Source organism: bacterium (genome assembly GCA_022616075.1).
In the GTDB taxonomy this organism is placed as follows: Bacteria; Acidobacteriota; HRBIN11; order JAKEFK01; family JAKEFK01; genus JAKEFK01.
Genome location: JAKEFK010000274.1, coordinates 1 through 17,381, shown reverse-complemented (window position 1 = coordinate 17,381; position 17,381 = coordinate 1). Strand labels below are relative to the sequence as shown.

The following is a 17,381-nucleotide window of genomic DNA, read 5'->3' as shown; positions in this document are numbered from 1 at the left end:
GCTATACCTCCTTTTTCTTTTTTTGATCCCAGTACGAATAGAGCGGAATACCGAGCGCTATAAAGCTTATGCCAATCAAAGATCGTAACGGCGCTGTTGTGATGGTGGAAACAATCAACCACACGGTAACGATCAAAAAGAGTGCCGGCACAAAGGGATAGCCGAACGTGCGATAAGGTCTGGGCGCATCCGGCAGCTTTTTCCGGAAAATAAATACAGAAGCGGTATTCAATCCGTAAAAAATCCAGGCGGCAAAAATCACATAGTCTGTCAGCGTGTCAAAAGAACCGGACAGAACCAGGAAACTGATCCAGACCGCCTGCACAATCAAGGCATGGACCGGCACATGACTCCGTTCGGACACGTCTCCCAGAGCTCGAAAAAACAAGCCATCGCGGGCCATCGCATAAGGCACTCGCGCGGCCGTAAGAATTCCGGTGTGTAAAGAACCAACAGTGGAGATCATCAGTCCTGCAGCCATCAACCCCGTTGCGATCGGACCCAAAAAACGTAGTACTACTTCGGTAGCAACGGACGATGTCAGCGTAACGCTTGCAACTTCCACGGGCGTCAACACATAGAAGTAACTGAGGTTGACAAGCACATACAGCACGGCGATCGTCAACATCCCACCGATGAGCGCTCTCGGAATATTTCTTCCAGGATCATGCACCTCTCCCGCCAGAATCGTCAAATTACTCCAGCCATCATATGCCCACAGAGCTCCCAGCATTGCTGCAGCAAATCCGGACCAACCGCCTATCGCACTTCGCGAAACACCCTCGCAACTTCCGCCAATATTACTGAGCTGGAAGTGCGACCAATCTCCCATTGCAAAAGCCAACGCTCCAAAGCCAATTCCAAGCACCAGAGCAATTTTCAAAACGGTCAAAAATGAGGCCACTCCACCGCTGACCGAAACAGCAAAACAGTTGATCGCAGTCATGAGAGCGACGATCGATAAAGCGATGATCTGCAACCAGCCAAATGAAATGGTGTGACCCGAAATTGTCCAGCTAAAAAAAGTTGTTTCCAGTGAACCGGTCAACAATACATTCAGGAAGACCGCAAATGCGACTGCTTTTGCGGCCTGTGAAGCTGAGTAACAGATGGAGAACTGGGTCCAGCCATAGACAAATGCCCACCGCGGTCCGTAGGCTTCACGCAAAAAGACGTATTCCCCCCCGGCCTCCGGCATCATCGCAGCGAGCTCCGAGTACGTCAGCGTGCCTGCAAGTGCAAGCAGTGCCGCTGCGACCCAGACGAGCAATACCATGGCAGGAGTTTCGACATTGCACGTCATTACCCGCGCCTTCAGAAAAATACCTGTGCCTATGACAGTGCAAATTACAATGGAGATCGCGGCAAAAAGTTTTAATCCCCTTTCCAACCCAGGCATGCATAAAATTTTACCGCAGAGAGCGCAGAGGGCGCAGAGAAAAAATCTCTTTATTTTATCTCTGCGTTCTCAGCGTGCTCTGCGGTGAACAAGACAAAAAAAAAGCCCCGCGCGAAGCGGGGCTTGAATATCGCGTTTTTAATGGTTGAGGAAAGCCTCTCCTGTTTGAGTCCTGCGGGCTGTGATAATTTCTTTCACAACCTCTAAATACAATTTGATATCAGACCAGCCGGAAATGTGAGTCACCAACTCCGCAATTTGCTTCGGTCTGAGATAAAAGGACTTTGTCGCATAACGCTGAAGCTGTTTCATTTCCGATGCCGTTCGCCCTTCGGGAATGAAAACAGGATCATACGTTGAATAGCCGGCTTGTGAATTGAACCGGGACCAATCTTTTCCCTGCAGCATTCCGCGCTCTAACGCGATGTTGTAAAGCGCTGTGCCGGGATAAGGAGTCGCCAGTGAGAACTTTGCGAAATCGAGGCCGAGCCGTTTCGCGAAATCGATGGTCTCCAGCGATTCTTCTTTGGTCTCTGTTGGGAAACCCAGAATCAATGTACCGCGCGTTTTCAATCCAACTTTACGCGACATTGCGACCGCTTTCTCGATGTGTTCTTTCTTTTCCCCCTTCTTCATGAGCTCAAGCAAACGAGGCGAGCCGCTTTCGATTCCGTAAGAAATCATTTTGCAGCCGGCATCTTTCATCGCCTTCAGCAAAGGTTCCGTGACCTCATCGGCGCGACCGGCAGCAGTCCAGACAACTTTTTTATGGAAATCTTTCTGCATCATCTTTTCGCAAATTTCAAAAACGCGTTTCTTACTGATGATGAAGTTGTCATCCAGGAAAATGATCTGGCGCGCATTGTAGCGATTGATCAGAATCTCCATCTCCTCCACTACACGATCTGCGGAATGAGCGCGGTATTTGAAACCGGAAACCTGACGCGCTGAGCAGAAAATGCACTTGAAAGGGCATCCGCGTGAGGACATCATGACCCGCATAGGGCGGGCAAACGAGCTGTCGGGAACCTGGTGATACAAATCCATCTTCACGCCATGCCACATCGGCAGAGGCAGCTTATCCAGATCGCTAAAGAGCGGGCGATCCTGCGTTTTCACAACGTCATCGCCATCCCGATACCAAATGCCAGGAATATTTTTCAGAGCCTTTGGATCTCCGCCATCCAGGATCACGTCGTAAACATCCATCAAAGTGTGTTCCGATTCACTGATCGCAATCAAATCAATGTTCCGGTCTTCCATCACTTCTTCAGGAAGAACGGTCGGATGGGTTCCGCCGGCGAGTATCCACAAATTGGGATAGCCTTTCTTGATAATTGCAGCAAGCTTATGAGAGTCAAACGATGTCGGGGTTAACATTGTGATACCGACGAAAAGAGGTTTCATTTCGTCGATCATCTTCAACAACGACGGCTCGGACAGATCGTCACATTGACCGTCCATAATCCGAACGGGAACTCCTTTCGCCTCCAACATTCCGCCCAAATACAGCAATGAAACAGGCAGTAACAGGGATGCAGCATCACTGAGCTTTCCGTAATGCTCATGGACATTGAAGGTGGGATTAATCAGAAGGACGCTAGGCTTTCCGTTATTCATCCTCATCTCCTTGAAATTCTTTGTTTAACTTTTTTTTCTAAGGAACTAACCATTAAAAACGAGGCAACTATATCATCTCGAATTTCGACTGTCAACGTTACTTCACCGCAGAGATCGCTGAGGCCCTGAGAGAAAACTTACAGATTTTTCTCTGCGCTCTCTGCCTGCTCTGTGGTAAGTCTCAATTCCGTTTACGGAAATGATCCATCAAGACTTGCACGAGCTCCTTGCTATGAAGGAGCCCATCCATGATTGCCTCCATATCGGGACTCGGTTCACCGCTTCGTTTTCCACGGCAGTAGATACCATGCTTACCCACAATAATCATCGAATCTGTTAAGAGATCCAGAAGCACTGCCAATTTCCCTTGAACAGGTCCCATCATCGTTTCGTGATCCTCAAGCTTTTCTTTATATATGTCAAAAACGGATCGTTCATTAGCCATTCAGTTGGAACGATAATACCTCGCGGGCGAATTAGCAATCAAAATCCGGCTAAAACATTGAATTCAGACGGGTTCTGGTTGACACAAATCAGCCGTTTTGATAAAATATATGTTGAATATTATGCTGAGCCGATTTGGATGAACGAAACTGTAGCGACGGCAGAACCGATTGCATCGACTAGATCTCAAGCTCCGGTAAAAGATTTTTTCCTCAGTTTGCGTCCCCATCAGTGGACAAAGAATCTAATCATTTTTGCCGCACTTGTTTTTGCGAAAGAGTTAGGAGATCCGCACCACCTGTTGCTATCCGTGTGCGCTTTCCTGACCTTCTGCGTCCTTTCCAGCGCGGTCTATCTGCTCAATGATGTCGTTGATTACGAGAAAGACCGGTTTCATCCTATCAAAAGCCAGCGTCCGATTGCCGGAGGACGGATCAGCCGCTCTTTTGCGGCGGTCTCCGGAATTGCTCTGTATGCGGTAGCTCTGCTGGTTGCTTTTCTCATCAACCTTGGATTTTTCCAGATCGCATTGATCTATTCAGCAATCACGATCGGATATACCTATTACTTTAAGAACATTGCCATCCTGGATGTGATGGCAATTTCCACGGGTTTTGTGTTGCGCGCAGTCGCCGGCGGAGTGGTGATTGGAGTAGAGTCATCTTTCTGGCTTCTACTTTGCACTTTTCTGCTCGCGCTGTTTTTGGCGCTCAGTAAACGACGCCACGAGTTGGTCCTGTTATCAGAAGATGCAACCAAGCATCGTACCAACCTGGCAGAATACAGTCCCTATCTTCTTGATCAGATGATTGGTGTAGTTACAGCCTCCTGTGTGCTGGCGTATGCCCTGTACACGGTCTCGGAAGAAACGGTAGCAAAATTCCATACAGATAGACTCTCTTTCACAGTTCCATTTGTGATTTTTGGAATTTTCCGCTACCTCTACTTGATTCATCAGAAAAACGAAGGCGGAAGTCCCAGCGTTCACCTTTATTCAGACAAGCCTCTGCTGATTTCGATTATTTTGTGGGTGGTGGCTTGTGTTGGGATCATTTATTCCGCGAAGTAAGAAGGCAAAAAGTCTGACAGGAAACGGGAAATAACGTAAGGAGAGAATATGAAAGACGTCAAGATCCCCTCCCATCAAATCGATGTGGTGGAGATCATGAAGAAGATCCGTCAGTCCGCTTCCGGAAACCGGACAGAACTGACGCGAGACGATCGAATCAAAAGAGAAGCCAAAAGTGAGTTTCAAACCTTGATTCAGAACGCACAGGTCCCGGATTCAGTTGCGGACCTGATCAAACAACAAACATTTTTTGAACCCTATGATCCCCGAACGCTCTACGTTTCCAAACGTCCCGGAATCGGAACCATCCTTGGAGTGATTCGGCGGCTGTTAAAACCAATTACAAAGCTATTTGTCAATCTGGATCCTTTAGCTTATGAGGTGCATCGCCTGACAGCGTTAAACAATCTCTATCTCAAGGCAATTCAAGATCTGGTCTACAAGACTTCTGCTTTGCAGGTAGAAATGTATCACTTCAAAAAGAGAAGTGGCGGTGGACGACATCGTCCGGAACATTCGCGCTACAACAATTCAGGCTCGAATCACAGACGGCATCGCGATCGCCAGCACCGGCGAGAATCCGGAGACAATAGAAATGCGCAACCTGCCAGGATCCATTCCGCGGTGGAACCTCCCTCGCAATAAATCATCAAGGGCGGCCTTCGGGTCGCCCTTCCCTCATTTTTTTGAACCGCCAAGGCGCCAAGTTCGCCAGGTGTTAATATTACTTTTTCTCTTGGCGTCTTGGCGTCTTGGCGGTTTCATAAAATGAAAGTTGCGTTTGTAATACAACGGTACGGACTGGACATAAACGGCGGAGCGGAGCTTCATTGCCGCTACGTCGCAGAACACCTTGCGCGCTATCTGGAAGTGGAGGTCCTGACAAGCTGCGCAAAGGATTACATCACCTGGCGGAACGTTTATCCGCCCGGAATCGAAAAGATTAACAACATTCCTGTGCGCAGATTTCGTGTGGATCAGGAACGAAATCCGAATCAGTTCGGACGGTTGCAAGATGAATTGCTTCAATATCCTCATACAGAACAGGACGAGCTCAGATGGATGGAGGAACAGGGTCCACGTTCCACGGATCTCATCAATTTCATCAAAAAAAACAAAGACAACTATCAGTTCTTTATCTTTTTTTCTTACCGCTACTATCACAGTTTTCATGGCATCAGAACCGTGCCTCACAAATCTCTTCTTGTTCCCACGGCTGAACCGGACCCGGTTATTCACTTCAAAATCTTTAAAGGTCTATTCCATTTGCCCCAGGGGTTTGTTTATAACTCCGTAGAAGAAAAAAGATTGATTCAAGGACTCAGCGCTAATTATCAGGTTCCCGGCGACGTGGTCGGCGTTGGGTCTGAAATCCCACCGAACACAGACAGCTGGAGTTTCCGAAAGAAATTTGGCATACAGGATCCCTTTCTCATATACGTAGGAAGGATCGATGAAAATAAAGGATGCGGACAACTATTCGATTTCTTTTTGCGATTCAAAGCGCAGGACAAGTCCACGCTGAAACTCGTATTAATCGGCTCTCCGATCATGAAAATTCCGGACGCCCGTTCCATTTTCCATTTGGGATTTGTGAATGATCAGGACAAATTCGACGCGCTTCATGCCAGCGAGTTATTAGTCATGCCTTCTTTCTATGAGTCCCTGTCCATGGTGTTGCTGGAGGCATGGGCCATGGGAAAACCGACGCTCGCCAATGGTAACTGTCGTGTTTTAATGGGACAGACCATCCGGAGCAACGCCGGTCTTTTTTATACGGACTATGAGGAATTCCAACGCTGCTTGCATCATCTTCAAAAGAATCCGGAAACACGAGCCGTTATGGGGCAGAATGGCAGACGTTTTTATCAGGAAAATTACAGTTGGGAAATCGTTGAGCAAAAATATTTACGGCTCATGGAGGCTGTGAAAAACTGATGGACGCGCACCAGTTTGTGACCGCGCTCAGTTACGGAGATGCTATCGGAGATTACACTCTCGAAATCCAGCGGATCTTGAGAAAAAACGGATACAATTCCGAAATCTATTCTGAAATCGTTCATCCCCGAATGGCAAAGCACGTCCGGCCCATGTTTGACTATGAGTTCCATCAAAGCGATGACGTTTTGATGATCATTCATTTTTCCATTGGATCCGAGCTCGGACTCTTTGTGCCTTACTGCCGTGGAAAGAAAATGTTGATCTACCACAACATCACACCCTTCCAGTGGTTTGTGGATATCAACAGCCTGCTGGCTTATCAATGCCTTGCGGGAAGAAGCCAACTCGCAAAGCTCAAAGACTATGCCCCGCTGGCTCTTGCTGATTCCGAGTACAACCGCCAGGAGCTGGAGTCGCTCGGCTTTGAGCGCACGGGCGTGCTACCGATCCGGCTCAATTTCAATAAATTTGACGGCAAGCCGGACCCGCTAACGATGCAGCTATACGATGATCATCGTACTAACATTATAGTAGTCGGCCGGGCGATTCCGAACAAAAAGCTGGAAGATTGCCTGAAGGCATTTGCTTACTATCAGAAATACGTGAATCCTTTGAGCCGGCTGATTTTTGTCGGGCTCTGGGGAGGATTCGAGCGCTATCTGTTCGCGCTGCGAAATATAGTTACCGATCTGGGCGTCCAGGAAGTGGTTTTCACGGGACACATTCAGTTCGAAGAGATTCTCGCTTATTTCAAGATTGCAGACGCGTTGTTGATCATGAGCGAGCATGAAGGGTTTTGTGTTCCTCTGCTGGAAGCGTTCTACATGAACGTGCCGGTCCTTGCCTGGGATGGTTGCGCGATTCCTTACACCGCAGGAGAAGGAGCGATCCTCGCAAATCAAAAGAAGAATTACGCTGAAATCGGAGAAATGCTTCATCGCATCTGCTCCAATTCGGAGCTTCGCGCCCGAATCTTAGAAGCCCAACAAAGGCAGCTAAAGAAACAAGACGAATTTCCGTTCGAAGAAACTTTGCTGCAAAATCTGGAAGAATTGAAAACCTTACCTTCCATAGTAAAGTAGTGCGGGCATTTCGCCTGCAACTTCCGCAGACGAGACGTCCGCGCCACTTGCGTTAAACAACAGTGAAAATCCATCAACTCGTACCGGCGCTTCACTACGGAGACGCCATTGGTGACAGCGCTCAAATGATTCGCAATTACTTGCGCGAAAAGGGACACGCATCCGAAATCTATGCGTACGATATCGATGAGCCGGTGGCGCAGGAAGCGATCTCCTTTCGCAAGGTCCAGCCCGAATTGACCGCAAAGGACGTTTTGATTCTGCATTTTGCGCTCCCATCCGGAATGTCGGATTTTTTGAAACAGAGTCAGGCGAAAAAAGCGGTGATTTATCACAATGTTACGCCTGCCTATTTTTGGCTTCCTTACGATAAAGCGCTCGTTCAACTTGCAACCGTTGCAAGGAAGCAGCTTGCCGATCTGGCCGGAAGTGTGGATCGCGCTGCCGGCGATTCGGAATACAACCGGCAGGAATTGGAAAAGCTGAATTACCGCTCCACGTGTGTCCTTCCCATTTTTGTGGATCAAGAACGCTATCGCGTGGAACCTTCTCCTTTCGTTCAAAAGACGATACAGGACGAGCTGTACAATTTCCTGTGCGTAGGGCGGATCGCTCCGAACAAGAAATTGGAGGATGTAATCCGGCTCTATTATTTTTACAAACGTTTCTGCACGCCCCTTGCGCGATTGATCTTTATCGGAAAAACGAATGTTGTGCCCGCTTATACAGGTGCACTGAAAGAGCTGACCATGCGGTATGGCTTGATGCCGGAAGATGTGCTCTTCACGGGACACGTGAATTGGTCCGAGCTAGTCGCTTATTACAAATCGGCGCACGTGCTGGTCTCCATGAGCGCGCATGAAGGATTTTGCGTTCCGCTGGTGGAAGCAATGATTTGTGATACTCCCATCCTCGCTTACAGAAGCACGGCGATTCCGCATACTCTTGGCTCTGCAGGAATTCAGTTTGAGCGCAAGAATTATCCGGAGCTGGCCACGATGGCGCATCGATTGCGCGAAAATTCGGCGTTTCGAACTCAGGTCCTGGAAGGCCAAAGAGAGCAATTGAAGCGATATAGTAAGGTAGAAGTTCAGAAAGCGATTGATGAATTTTTGAAACCTTTTTTGTAACCGCCAGGACGCCAAGGCGCCAAGACGAAGAATAGAAAAGAGTTTTGAATTTTCTTGGCGTTCTTGGCGGCTTGGCGGTTAGAATAGTCTCTTGATGAAGATTGCGGTCATCGTTCAACGTTACGGTCCCGATATTACGGGCGGCTCGGAACATCTGTGCCGGATGATTGCGGAACGACTTGCCCGGAAGCATGACGTTGAAGTGCTGACAACGTGCGCGCGGGATTATATCTCCTGGAAGAATGAATATCCGGAAGGCAGAAGCTCGCTGAACGGAGTTCGGATTTACAGATTTAAAACGGAACGGACGCGGAATCTTGAAGAGTTCAACCGGTTTTCAGATCAGCTTTACCAGAACAACCATACAATAGAAGACGAGCTCCGGTGGCTGGATGATCAGGGCCCCTATAGCCCATCCCTGATTGATTTTTTGAAATCGATGCACCGCACGTACGATCGTCTTCTCTTCTTCACTTATCTGTATTATCCCGCCTATCATGGCTTGCAAATTGCGCCTGAAAAAAGCGTGCTTGTTCCAACCGCTCATGATGAACCTGCAATCCGGCTGTCACTGTTTCGCCAGGTGTTTTCGCTCCCTTACGCGTTGATCTTCAACACTCCTGCCGAAAAAGAGTTCGCGCAGTCCCTCTTTCAGCTTCAGCAAGTTTTAAGAGTTGGTGGTGTGGGCGTTGAAATTCCGGCTCACATCAACCGGAAAGCGTTCAAACGCAAACAGGGATTGATCGAAGACTACTTTTACTACGGTGGCCGAATCGACGCAGGAAAAGGCTGCGCCGAACTGGTAGAGTTTTACCAGAAGAAAAAACACAATCTGGATGACTTCCCTTTTCTGATTCTCTCCGGGCACCTCAGTATGAACCTCCCTGCTGACCCTTCCATTATCTATACGGGGTATTTAAGTGAGCAGGAAAAATCGGAAGCGCTGCAGGGGGCTCTCGCCGTCGTTATTCCGTCTGTGATGGAAAGTCTTTCGTTGCTTCTACTGGAAGGATTTGCCGCGAGAACGCCTGTGCTCGTAAAAGAAGGGAGCGCAGTCCTCAAAGAACACTGCATAAAAAGTAACGCCGGGCTATTCTATAATGACTACTATGATTTTTCCGCTTGCGTCGATTACCTCATGAGACACCACCGGGTTCGCCATCTGTTCGGGTTAAATGGTCAACGATATGTTCATCGTTATTACAGCTGGCCGCGGGTTCTGACCGTCTATGAAGAAACTTTGAATCTCAATGCCAACGTCAATCAGCATGCGACTTTTTAACACCGCAGGACTGAAGCTCGAAGAATTCGTTCCCCTTCACGCGGGAAAAGTGGCGATGTATTGCTGCGGACCTACGGTGCACGATCGCGCGCACATCGGAAATTTCCGCACATTCCTGTTTGAAGACGTCCTCTACCGTTACCTGAAATACAAAGGCTACGACGTCAACTATGTAATGAACATCACGGATGTCGATGATAAGACGATTTTGAAATCCCGAAAACAAAATCTGAGTTTGCGGGAATATACTGATATTTATACGCAAGCGTTTTTTGAAGACAGAGACACTCTGAAAATCCTGCCTGCAAACAAATATCCTCGCGCAACCGATCACATTCCGGAAATGATCGAGATGACGCAGAAATTGCTGGAGAAAGGTTACGCCTACAAAAGTCACGATTCGATTTATTTTCGAATCACGGCGCTGCCGGACTACGGCAAACTGTCCGGGCTGGATCAACAAGCACTGATTGATGGATACCGCGTTGATTCTGACGAATACACAAAAGAGAGCCCCAAGGATTTCGTTTTATGGAAGGGGCGTAGAGACGATGAGGATTACTGGGATGCTCCCTTTGGACCAGGGCGCCCAGGCTGGCATCTGGAATGTTCAGTCATGTCGATCAAGTATCTTGGAATCCCTATCGATATTCATGCAGGTGGTGTCGATCTGATTTTCCCTCATCATGAAAATGAAGTTGCTCAAAGTGAAGCATGCTACGGCCAGACTTTTGTGCGCTACTGGTTACACAGCGCTCACCTCCAGGTGGAAGGTGAAAAGATGGCAAAATCCAAAGGAAATTTTTTCACCGTACGCGAGCTGATTGAGGAAGGTCATGATCCAGTCGTTCTGCGTTACATGTTGATGTCTGTTCATTACCGCAAGCAGTTAAACTTCAGTGACGAAAGTCTTGTGCAGGCGAAAGGAGCGGTCGGCCGTTTGAAGGATTTCCTGTACCGGCTTCATTCCGATTCGTTTCCGGAAGGGCGTTCTAATGAAGTAGAAGTAATCCTATTGAAGGCGCAAAAAACATTCGAAGAATCTCTGGATGATGATCTCAACATATCGGGCGCTCTGGGAGCGCTCTTTGAAATGATTTACCAGCTGAATAAGCTTGCCGATAAAGGGCAGCTGGGAGCGCAGGACGCGCAGGCGATTGAAGCACTCATCCGGAAAATGGATCAGGTTTTTGCAGTTGCAAGTTTTCCGGAAACAACCATCTCGGATGAAATTGAAGCGCTCATCGAAAAACGCAATGAAGCGCGTCGCAAAAAGGATTTTCGGATGGCGGATGAAATCCGGAACCTCCTTCTCTCGCAGGGAATCATTCTGGAGGATACACCGGGCGGCACGCGGTGGAAGAAGTCGTGAGTCTGGGGCCGCTCGGCGAAAAGCACGCATGCAATTTCTTGAAAAAGAAAGGATGCAAAATTCTGGAGCGTAATTTTCGAGCAGGTACTCATGGAGAAATTGACATTATCGCCAGATTAGGGAAAATCGTACTCTTTGTGGAAGTCAAAACACGCGCTTCGAATGAGTTCGCTCAGCCATGGGAAGCGGTGGGCTATCGAAAACGAAAACATTTGAAAACAGCGGCCAAATTTTACGTGCAGCAACAACCATCACAGCGGGATCAGAAGTACCGATTTGATGTTTTGAGTATTACGATGAAGGATACTTCTGCTGCAGAAATCGAATGGATCCAAAATGCATTTTAATATGGTAGTGGCAGAGCATTTTCCACTCTCCTGGATTGCACATAGTCTAATTATGAGGTTCAGGCGTACGCAGGATCCCTTATACATCGAAAATGCTCTGCTTGTTTCCGAACTCTGCAGAGCATTGCGATAAATGCCATGCTTATACCAGATAAATATTTTGTTTTACGCCACGCCTATGCTTCTAATTTGGCAAATGCTCTGCCACTACACAAAGGAGTTCAATGCCTGAATTAAGACGCGACCCCGTCAGCGGACGCTGGGTGATTATCTCCACAGAACGGGAGAAAAGACCATCCAGCTACGGCAAATATTCTGTGGAACGAAAAGGGGGCTTTTGTCCTTTCTGTGAAGGAAATGAGCAGCATACACCGCCCGAGCTTCTTGCATACCGGCGCAACGGAACCGGCAAAGATCAAACCGGTTGGAGTCTTCGCGTGGTACCCAACAAGTATCCCGCTTTGCACATCGAAGGAGAGCTGGAACGCCAGGGTGAAGGCATGTTTGACAAAATGAACGGCATTGGAGCGCATGAAGTGGTTGTCGAAACGCCGCAACACGACATGACGCTTTCCAGGATGCCCGTTCAAGATATAGCAAACGTCTTCTGGGCCTTCCGGGATCGAGTTTTGGACTTAAAACGAGACAAACGTTTTCGTTACATTCTCATTTTCAAGAATCACGGAGAACCTGCAGGAGCAACGCTCGAACACAGTCATTCGCAAATCATCGCATTACCGATCGTTCCTAAGCTTGCAGGAGAAGAAATCACTGGCGCGAAGAACTACTTCAACTACAAGGATCGCTGCGTTTATTGCGATATCATCACGCAGGAAAAGTCCGAAGGAACGCGCCTGATCGAAGAGAACAACGATTTCATCGCTTTCTCTCCTTTCGCTCCTCGTTTTCCTTTTGAAACGTGGATCATGCCACGCCAGCACAGTTCGCTTTTCGAAAACGCGCAAAAACGCGAATACGATAATCTGGCAAAACTCTTTAAATCAGTCTTGCGAAAAATGGATCGTGTTCTGGACCAGCCCGCATATAACATGATCATCCATTCTTCCCCGTTTTATGAGAATACACAGGATTTCTATCACTGGCACATCGAACTAATTCCGAAGCTCACGAAAGTGGCAGGATTTGAATGGGGAAGCGGATTTTATATCAATCCTACCTGCCCGGAAGAAGCAGCGCGGTATCTCCGCGAAGCGGTCCCCGGGCCGGAGAAAGAAGCGCAAAATCAAACCAAAGATGAACACAGATAAACACAGATTTTTAGATTCTGTCCGTGTTCATCTGTGTTTATCTGTGGTTTCAAAGGATTAAGAGTTGGGTGATCCTCCCTGGTCCAGGCAAGCGCATGAAGATTGGCAGGCAGCGATAGAAGCAGCTCGCCGGCTTCAGCAAATCTACAACAATTGGCTCTCTAAAATCGATCAGCTCCACTCCATTCCAACGATCGATCAAAGTGTGCCGCTGCTGCAAAAAATTCAGCAGGAGATGAACGAGATCTACGCCCTACCGGACCAGCAACAGGTTTTCAACGCGCGCGCGGTGCATCTGATCAATGAACTTCTGGATTACTTACGTTCGACAACAACACAATTGAGCAAACTTCTCGCGTTGCAGATTGAGTATTTCCAGCAGATTACTCCATGGATGGATGCGAAGATCCAGGAATTACGTTTGGAGGAAAACCACAACGTAACCTATCACGTGGGAGACATTGCGAAAAAATTGGATGAGCTGCAGATGCAAATTGCCTCTTTGGAGGGCCAGGTCAGAAAAAGTGCCGCGGGCGTGCCGTCCGCGCCTGCTGCCGGAACGCCTGCGTCCTCACCCAGGGAGAAAGATTTTCGATATCATGTGTTCGAACAGGTTTTCCGTGAACCCTACGATCGATTGAAAGAATCGCTCCGCCGCTACCTGCCTTATTTTGAGAATGCGCCGGAACCGATCCTGGACCTCGGCTGCGGTCGAGGTGAATTCCTGCAGCTGATGAAAGAATCCGGCAAAAATGCGTACGGCGTCGACATCAGCGAATATGAGGTGGAGCGTTTGCGCTCAGCAGGTCTGAATGCCACAGCAGAAGATATTTTTGAACACGTTCAAAAATTGGAGCTGGAGAGCACCGGCGCAGTTTTCTGCGCGCAGGTTGTGGAGCATCTGCCACCGGAAACAGTGCACAATTTGCTTTCCTGTTTGCATCGCGTAATGAAAAAAGGCGCGCCTCTTGTGATGGAAACAGTAAATCCTTTATCCGTTTTTGGATTTCACCATCTCTTTTTTAAAGATCCCACGCATGTCTTCCCTGTCCATCCGGAAACCCTTCTCTTTATGCTTCGATACGCCGGATTCAAAGATGTGGAAGCTCATCTGATTTCGCCGGTTCCGGAGCAACAAAAACTGCCCGAACCAAAGAAAGAAGATTTCCATCCGGCGGTTTATGAGTACTTGAAGTCCTTAACTGGAAGATTGAACCGTTTCTTGTACGAATCGCTGGAGTATTACGTAATCGGATACAGGAAATAAGTTTTATGCGAAAATCGTTTTTCTTGAATGGATTGCGATAGACAGAAGCGAAAAGCCGAGCAGGCGTAAGCGGAGGATTAGTGAGGTCAGGCTGTTGAAGGTATTCATAAGCTATGCGCGCGAAGACATCGAGTCCTCGCGTCGGATCTACGCGTATCTAGCCTCCATTGAGGAACTGTCTCCCTGGATGGATAAGGAAAATCTCCAACCGGGAGAGAACTGGAGAGAGACTATCTTCGCCGCGATTGCTGAAAGCAGTTTGTTCATCCTCCTCCTCTCACGTCTTGCATTTGCAAGAAAGAGATTCCTCCATGAAGAAATTGACGCTGCTCTTCGTAGGCATTCTGCGTTTCCGGAGAATCAGCCGTTCATCGTCCCGGTCCGTCTTGACGATTGTGATCTGATTGGGGATATTGCACGCCTACAGACCATCGATCTTGATGAAAACTGAGAGCTCGGACTGGAGCAGCTGCGCACCACGGTCGTGCGTGCCCTAACCTCGAATCTGGCTGACGCTTTTCGGCCGGTAAACAAGTACTGGAGTTTGGACCAAAGATCACGTTGGATTAAGGACTATGCTGCTTTCGTGATGCAGTTTTCGGCGACGACTGTTCTTCGTCACCTTCACGAAAATTACGATCTCTATGCCGATGAGATGTATGCCGTGAGGTTGATGATCGAAGTGTCTCATGAAATGCGCAGCGAGTCCGTGACGGCGTACGTCCTTCGGTTACACGAAATCGCTCGAACGTCACACAACTATGTTGGAGAGACGACTGAGGCTTGCGGTGCGTTTCTAGATACTTCAAAACTGGTACCTGCCAACGTGCACGGAATGCTTTTGCGACATGCACTCGACTCCTGGCTGGAACTGGGAGCGGTGTTGGGTAACACATTCACTCCCTGCCTCATCTTGCTGGATGTTGCCAAGCACTATCTAGCCCAACATGAGGGACGTTATCACAGCGATTTCGAGGCCACATTGGAATGCCTCAAGGTGCTTCGCCGGTACGATTTACTGTTCGTAGATTTGCCTCCAGGGTTTTTTGATTCTGCAAATATTCTTCCCAAGTAATATACCCTTCATGATGATCGCGAATCAAAACCTTCCATTCGTCAATGGGCTTCCTGCGCCGGGTGGAGGACTGACAGGATCTTCCATCTTGGACAATTACGCGTGCAGCGGATCGACCATAGGCGAGTGCTCCGGCATAGCAGGGGTTCTTCAGAATTTGGCGTATACGGTTTCCTTGCGGCAAAGACCAGATGATTTCCTCACCCGAAGTTCCTGCTTTTGCCTCCGGCAGCGGAATTTGCTCATCACGGTACCATAACAAGGCTTGTCTGGCGCTGCCTAATTCACGGAATTTGCTGAACAAACTTTCAATTGCTTCCTGTACCTGGAGATCCGGTATTTTTTCGATGCGATCATCTTCAGTTCTTACGAATCCCACCGGAACTTCCCACATTACATAACCCCGCGCAATCTTTTGCTCAAAGGCTTGTCTGGCACGCTGCCGGAACAAACTGAGTTCGAATTCACTCATTGTCCCTTTCAATCCCAAAAGCAGCCGGTCGACCCGTCCGCTTCCACTTCGGCCCAGGTCCTCATCTATGACAATCGTTTTGCGGAAACCCAGATCCTGAGCTCGCTTTTCCAAGCTGTATTGTCGCAATTGCCCTTCCTTATGGTAGCGAACCTGTTGCATAGTGGATTGGCGCACGTAAACATAAGCGGTCCGTTGAAGGTGATGCTCCTGGATTTTATCACTCATTGATTCCTCCTATCTAAGAAATTAAATCTAATACGGTAGTAAATTCTTGATCCGCTGAAGAAAACGCTGAGAGAATCGCTTCATGGCTCATTGCAGTTTTCTTATTTTGCTTCGCATCGGATCACTTCGCGGAGCAGCCGGCTCAGAAGATCCCGGCACTGATCTCGCCGCTCTTTTGGAAGATGCCTCCAAATATCCTTTCGGGCGAAGGGTAGGGTTTGTTGCATTTTTGCAAGTGTCTTCTTGTTCTGTCGCATCAGAACCTCCTTTCTTCTGAGGCCCAGAACTACAGGACTCCGCGGCGGAAAGCAAGGGTTGGCTGTCCACCAAATCGCACAGAGACAGAAGGGCGGAAATAGCAATATGCGGTGAATCCTCTTCTTTTAGCTGATCGCAGAGAATCGGATCTAGCATCCAGGATGGAATTGCGATTCGCAGTCCGTCCTTCAGACGTACGGTCAAATAATCTGCGGAAAGGAATGGAGATCCCCTTCTCACAACTTCTCATCTCAATTCATTCCAACAATAAGTGCCCTCAGTTTCAAATCGACCTTCATTACCCATACCGACCGCCGCGGTTTCGTCCAACGGACTTCTATACGGCAACTCGCTGACTCTTTCTCACTTATTTTTCACCATTCCGCTTTTCTGATACTCTACCTACCGGGTCTTGCGAGCGAGTTGCCGCATAGAAGCCTATACGTTCGGCGGCGCAAAAAGGGAAGTGTTGAACAAAGGAGAAGAGTTAATGACTGAGATAGCGGCTTCGGTTAAAGACAATCGTAGAAAGTTGCGGTATCGGTGGTGGTTCGCGAATGTTGTTGGGTTGATCATTGCCTTCCTGCTTTTCAGCCTTATAGGCCATGGCATCACGGGTCCCCATGGGGATGATCTAACATTTGCACAGGACATCGCACATACGCTCGGTCTCCTTGTCGTTGGCTTGATCCTTTTCTCGGCACAACGTGCTGCGCTGGGGCCATGGCTATCTGTTAGCGCAGCAAGAATCATTGGTGCCACCATTGTGTTTACCGCAGCGTTCCAATTTGGAGCGAAGATCTATCGCCCACCTACTGATTGGATTTTAGGCTTCACCGTCCTTGGCTCCGCCGCGTGGGTGAGTTTTCAAGGATTTAAGGGCCGACGATTGGTATGGACAATCGCGACGATCTTGGGCTTCTGCATAGGAATGGCATTTACCACGCCTGTTATGTTCGCTGCAATCAGGTCCGGTGTTTTCGATCCAGAGTCGCCAACACTGCTAGATCACACGATAACCTGGGTTCTGGGTGCCGGTATGACAGGAATTTTTGGCGGCTACATAAGCAGTTGGCCACTCAGCCGTCTCCTGATTTCATCGTATTCCAGCCCCAGCTCCGCCTAAC

18 protein-coding genes are annotated in these 17,381 nt (G+C 48.5%); 13 read left to right on the top strand and 5 right to left on the bottom strand.

The window, feature by feature from the left end; all coding sequences use genetic code 11:
* Position 1: 1 nt before the first annotated feature.
* The 3 genes from L0156_22575 to L0156_22565 form a co-directional block, all read right to left on the bottom strand.
* Positions 2-1,399 carry an amino acid permease gene (locus tag L0156_22575; protein ID MCI0605784.1) on the bottom strand — a complete coding sequence of 466 codons (1,398 nt, stop codon included), beginning with the start codon at positions 1,397-1,399 and terminating at the stop codon, positions 2-4.
* A 138-nt stretch (positions 1,400-1,537) separates the two neighbouring features.
* A complete protein-coding gene (locus L0156_22570) occupies positions 1,538-3,019 on the bottom strand; it encodes a B12-binding domain-containing radical SAM protein (GenBank protein ID MCI0605783.1) in 1,482 nt (493 codons plus the stop codon).
* Between the two features lie 181 nt (positions 3,020-3,200).
* Positions 3,201-3,464 carry a hypothetical protein gene (locus L0156_22565; GenBank protein MCI0605782.1) on the bottom strand — a complete coding sequence of 88 codons (264 nt, stop codon included), beginning with the start codon at positions 3,462-3,464 and terminating at the stop codon, positions 3,201-3,203.
* 138 nt (positions 3,465-3,602) lie between these two features.
* On the opposite strand from L0156_22565, the gene L0156_22560 reads away from it, so the two are divergent.
* From L0156_22560 to L0156_22505, 12 genes are all read left to right on the top strand, one after another.
* On the top strand, positions 3,603-4,532 hold the full coding sequence (locus tag L0156_22560) for a decaprenyl-phosphate phosphoribosyltransferase (protein ID MCI0605781.1): 930 nt from the start codon (positions 3,603-3,605) through the stop codon (positions 4,530-4,532).
* A gap of 48 nt (positions 4,533-4,580) precedes the next feature.
* Complete coding sequence (locus L0156_22555) at positions 4,581-5,177, top strand: hypothetical protein (GenBank protein MCI0605780.1); 597 nt, start codon at positions 4,581-4,583, stop codon at positions 5,175-5,177.
* Between the two features lie 123 nt (positions 5,178-5,300).
* Complete coding sequence (locus L0156_22550) at positions 5,301-6,470, top strand: glycosyltransferase family 4 protein (GenBank protein ID MCI0605779.1); 1,170 nt, start codon at positions 5,301-5,303, stop codon at positions 6,468-6,470.
* Positions 6,470-7,555 (top strand): glycosyltransferase, encoded by a 1,086-nt coding sequence (locus tag L0156_22545; protein ID MCI0605778.1) that lies wholly within the window; start codon positions 6,470-6,472, stop codon positions 7,553-7,555. Before L0156_22550 ends, L0156_22545 begins: the two co-directional genes overlap by 1 nt.
* Positions 7,556-7,617: 62 nt before the next feature.
* A complete protein-coding gene (locus tag L0156_22540; GenBank protein ID MCI0605777.1) occupies positions 7,618-8,685 on the top strand; it encodes a glycosyltransferase in 1,068 nt (355 codons plus the stop codon).
* A 94-nt stretch (positions 8,686-8,779) separates the two neighbouring features.
* Entirely contained in the window at positions 8,780-9,967 is a 1,188-nt protein-coding gene (locus tag L0156_22535; protein ID MCI0605776.1) for a glycosyltransferase, read from the top strand.
* On the top strand, positions 9,954-11,339 hold the full coding sequence (cysS, locus tag L0156_22530; GenBank protein ID MCI0605775.1) for a cysteine--tRNA ligase: 1,386 nt from the start codon (positions 9,954-9,956) through the stop codon (positions 11,337-11,339). The genes L0156_22535 and cysS overlap by 14 nt, the downstream gene beginning before the upstream one ends.
* Entirely contained in the window at positions 11,324-11,686 is a 363-nt protein-coding gene (locus tag L0156_22525; GenBank protein ID MCI0605774.1) for a YraN family protein, read from the top strand. The genes cysS and L0156_22525 overlap by 16 nt, the downstream gene beginning before the upstream one ends.
* Positions 11,687-11,910: 224 nt before the next feature.
* Complete coding sequence (galT, locus tag L0156_22520) at positions 11,911-12,954, top strand: galactose-1-phosphate uridylyltransferase (protein ID MCI0605773.1); 1,044 nt, start codon at positions 11,911-11,913, stop codon at positions 12,952-12,954.
* Positions 12,955-13,018: 64 nt separating this feature from the next.
* Positions 13,019-14,221: a class I SAM-dependent methyltransferase gene (locus L0156_22515; protein ID MCI0605772.1), complete on the top strand. Its 1,203-nt coding sequence runs from the start codon at positions 13,019-13,021 to the stop codon at positions 14,219-14,221.
* A 94-nt stretch (positions 14,222-14,315) separates the two neighbouring features.
* Complete coding sequence (locus L0156_22510; protein MCI0605771.1) at positions 14,316-14,672, top strand: toll/interleukin-1 receptor domain-containing protein; 357 nt, start codon at positions 14,316-14,318, stop codon at positions 14,670-14,672.
* A 33-nt stretch (positions 14,673-14,705) separates the two neighbouring features.
* Positions 14,706-15,296 (top strand): hypothetical protein, encoded by a 591-nt coding sequence (locus tag L0156_22505; protein MCI0605770.1) that lies wholly within the window; start codon positions 14,706-14,708, stop codon positions 15,294-15,296.
* Here L0156_22505 and L0156_22500 read toward each other — a convergent pair.
* Together L0156_22500 and L0156_22495 are read right to left on the bottom strand one after the other, a co-directional pair.
* Entirely contained in the window at positions 15,214-15,996 is a 783-nt protein-coding gene (locus tag L0156_22500) for a recombinase family protein (protein ID MCI0605769.1), read from the bottom strand. The genes L0156_22505 and L0156_22500 overlap by 83 nt on opposite strands.
* A gap of 101 nt (positions 15,997-16,097) precedes the next feature.
* Entirely contained in the window at positions 16,098-16,253 is a 156-nt protein-coding gene (locus tag L0156_22495; protein ID MCI0605768.1) for a hypothetical protein, read from the bottom strand.
* A gap of 413 nt (positions 16,254-16,666) precedes the next feature.
* On the opposite strand from L0156_22495, the gene L0156_22490 reads away from it, so the two are divergent.
* The gene (locus L0156_22490; protein ID MCI0605767.1) at positions 16,667-17,380 is read left to right on the top strand and encodes a hypothetical protein; all 714 of its coding nucleotides are present in this window, start codon (positions 16,667-16,669) and stop codon (positions 17,378-17,380) included.
* Position 17,381 lies beyond the last annotated feature (1 nt).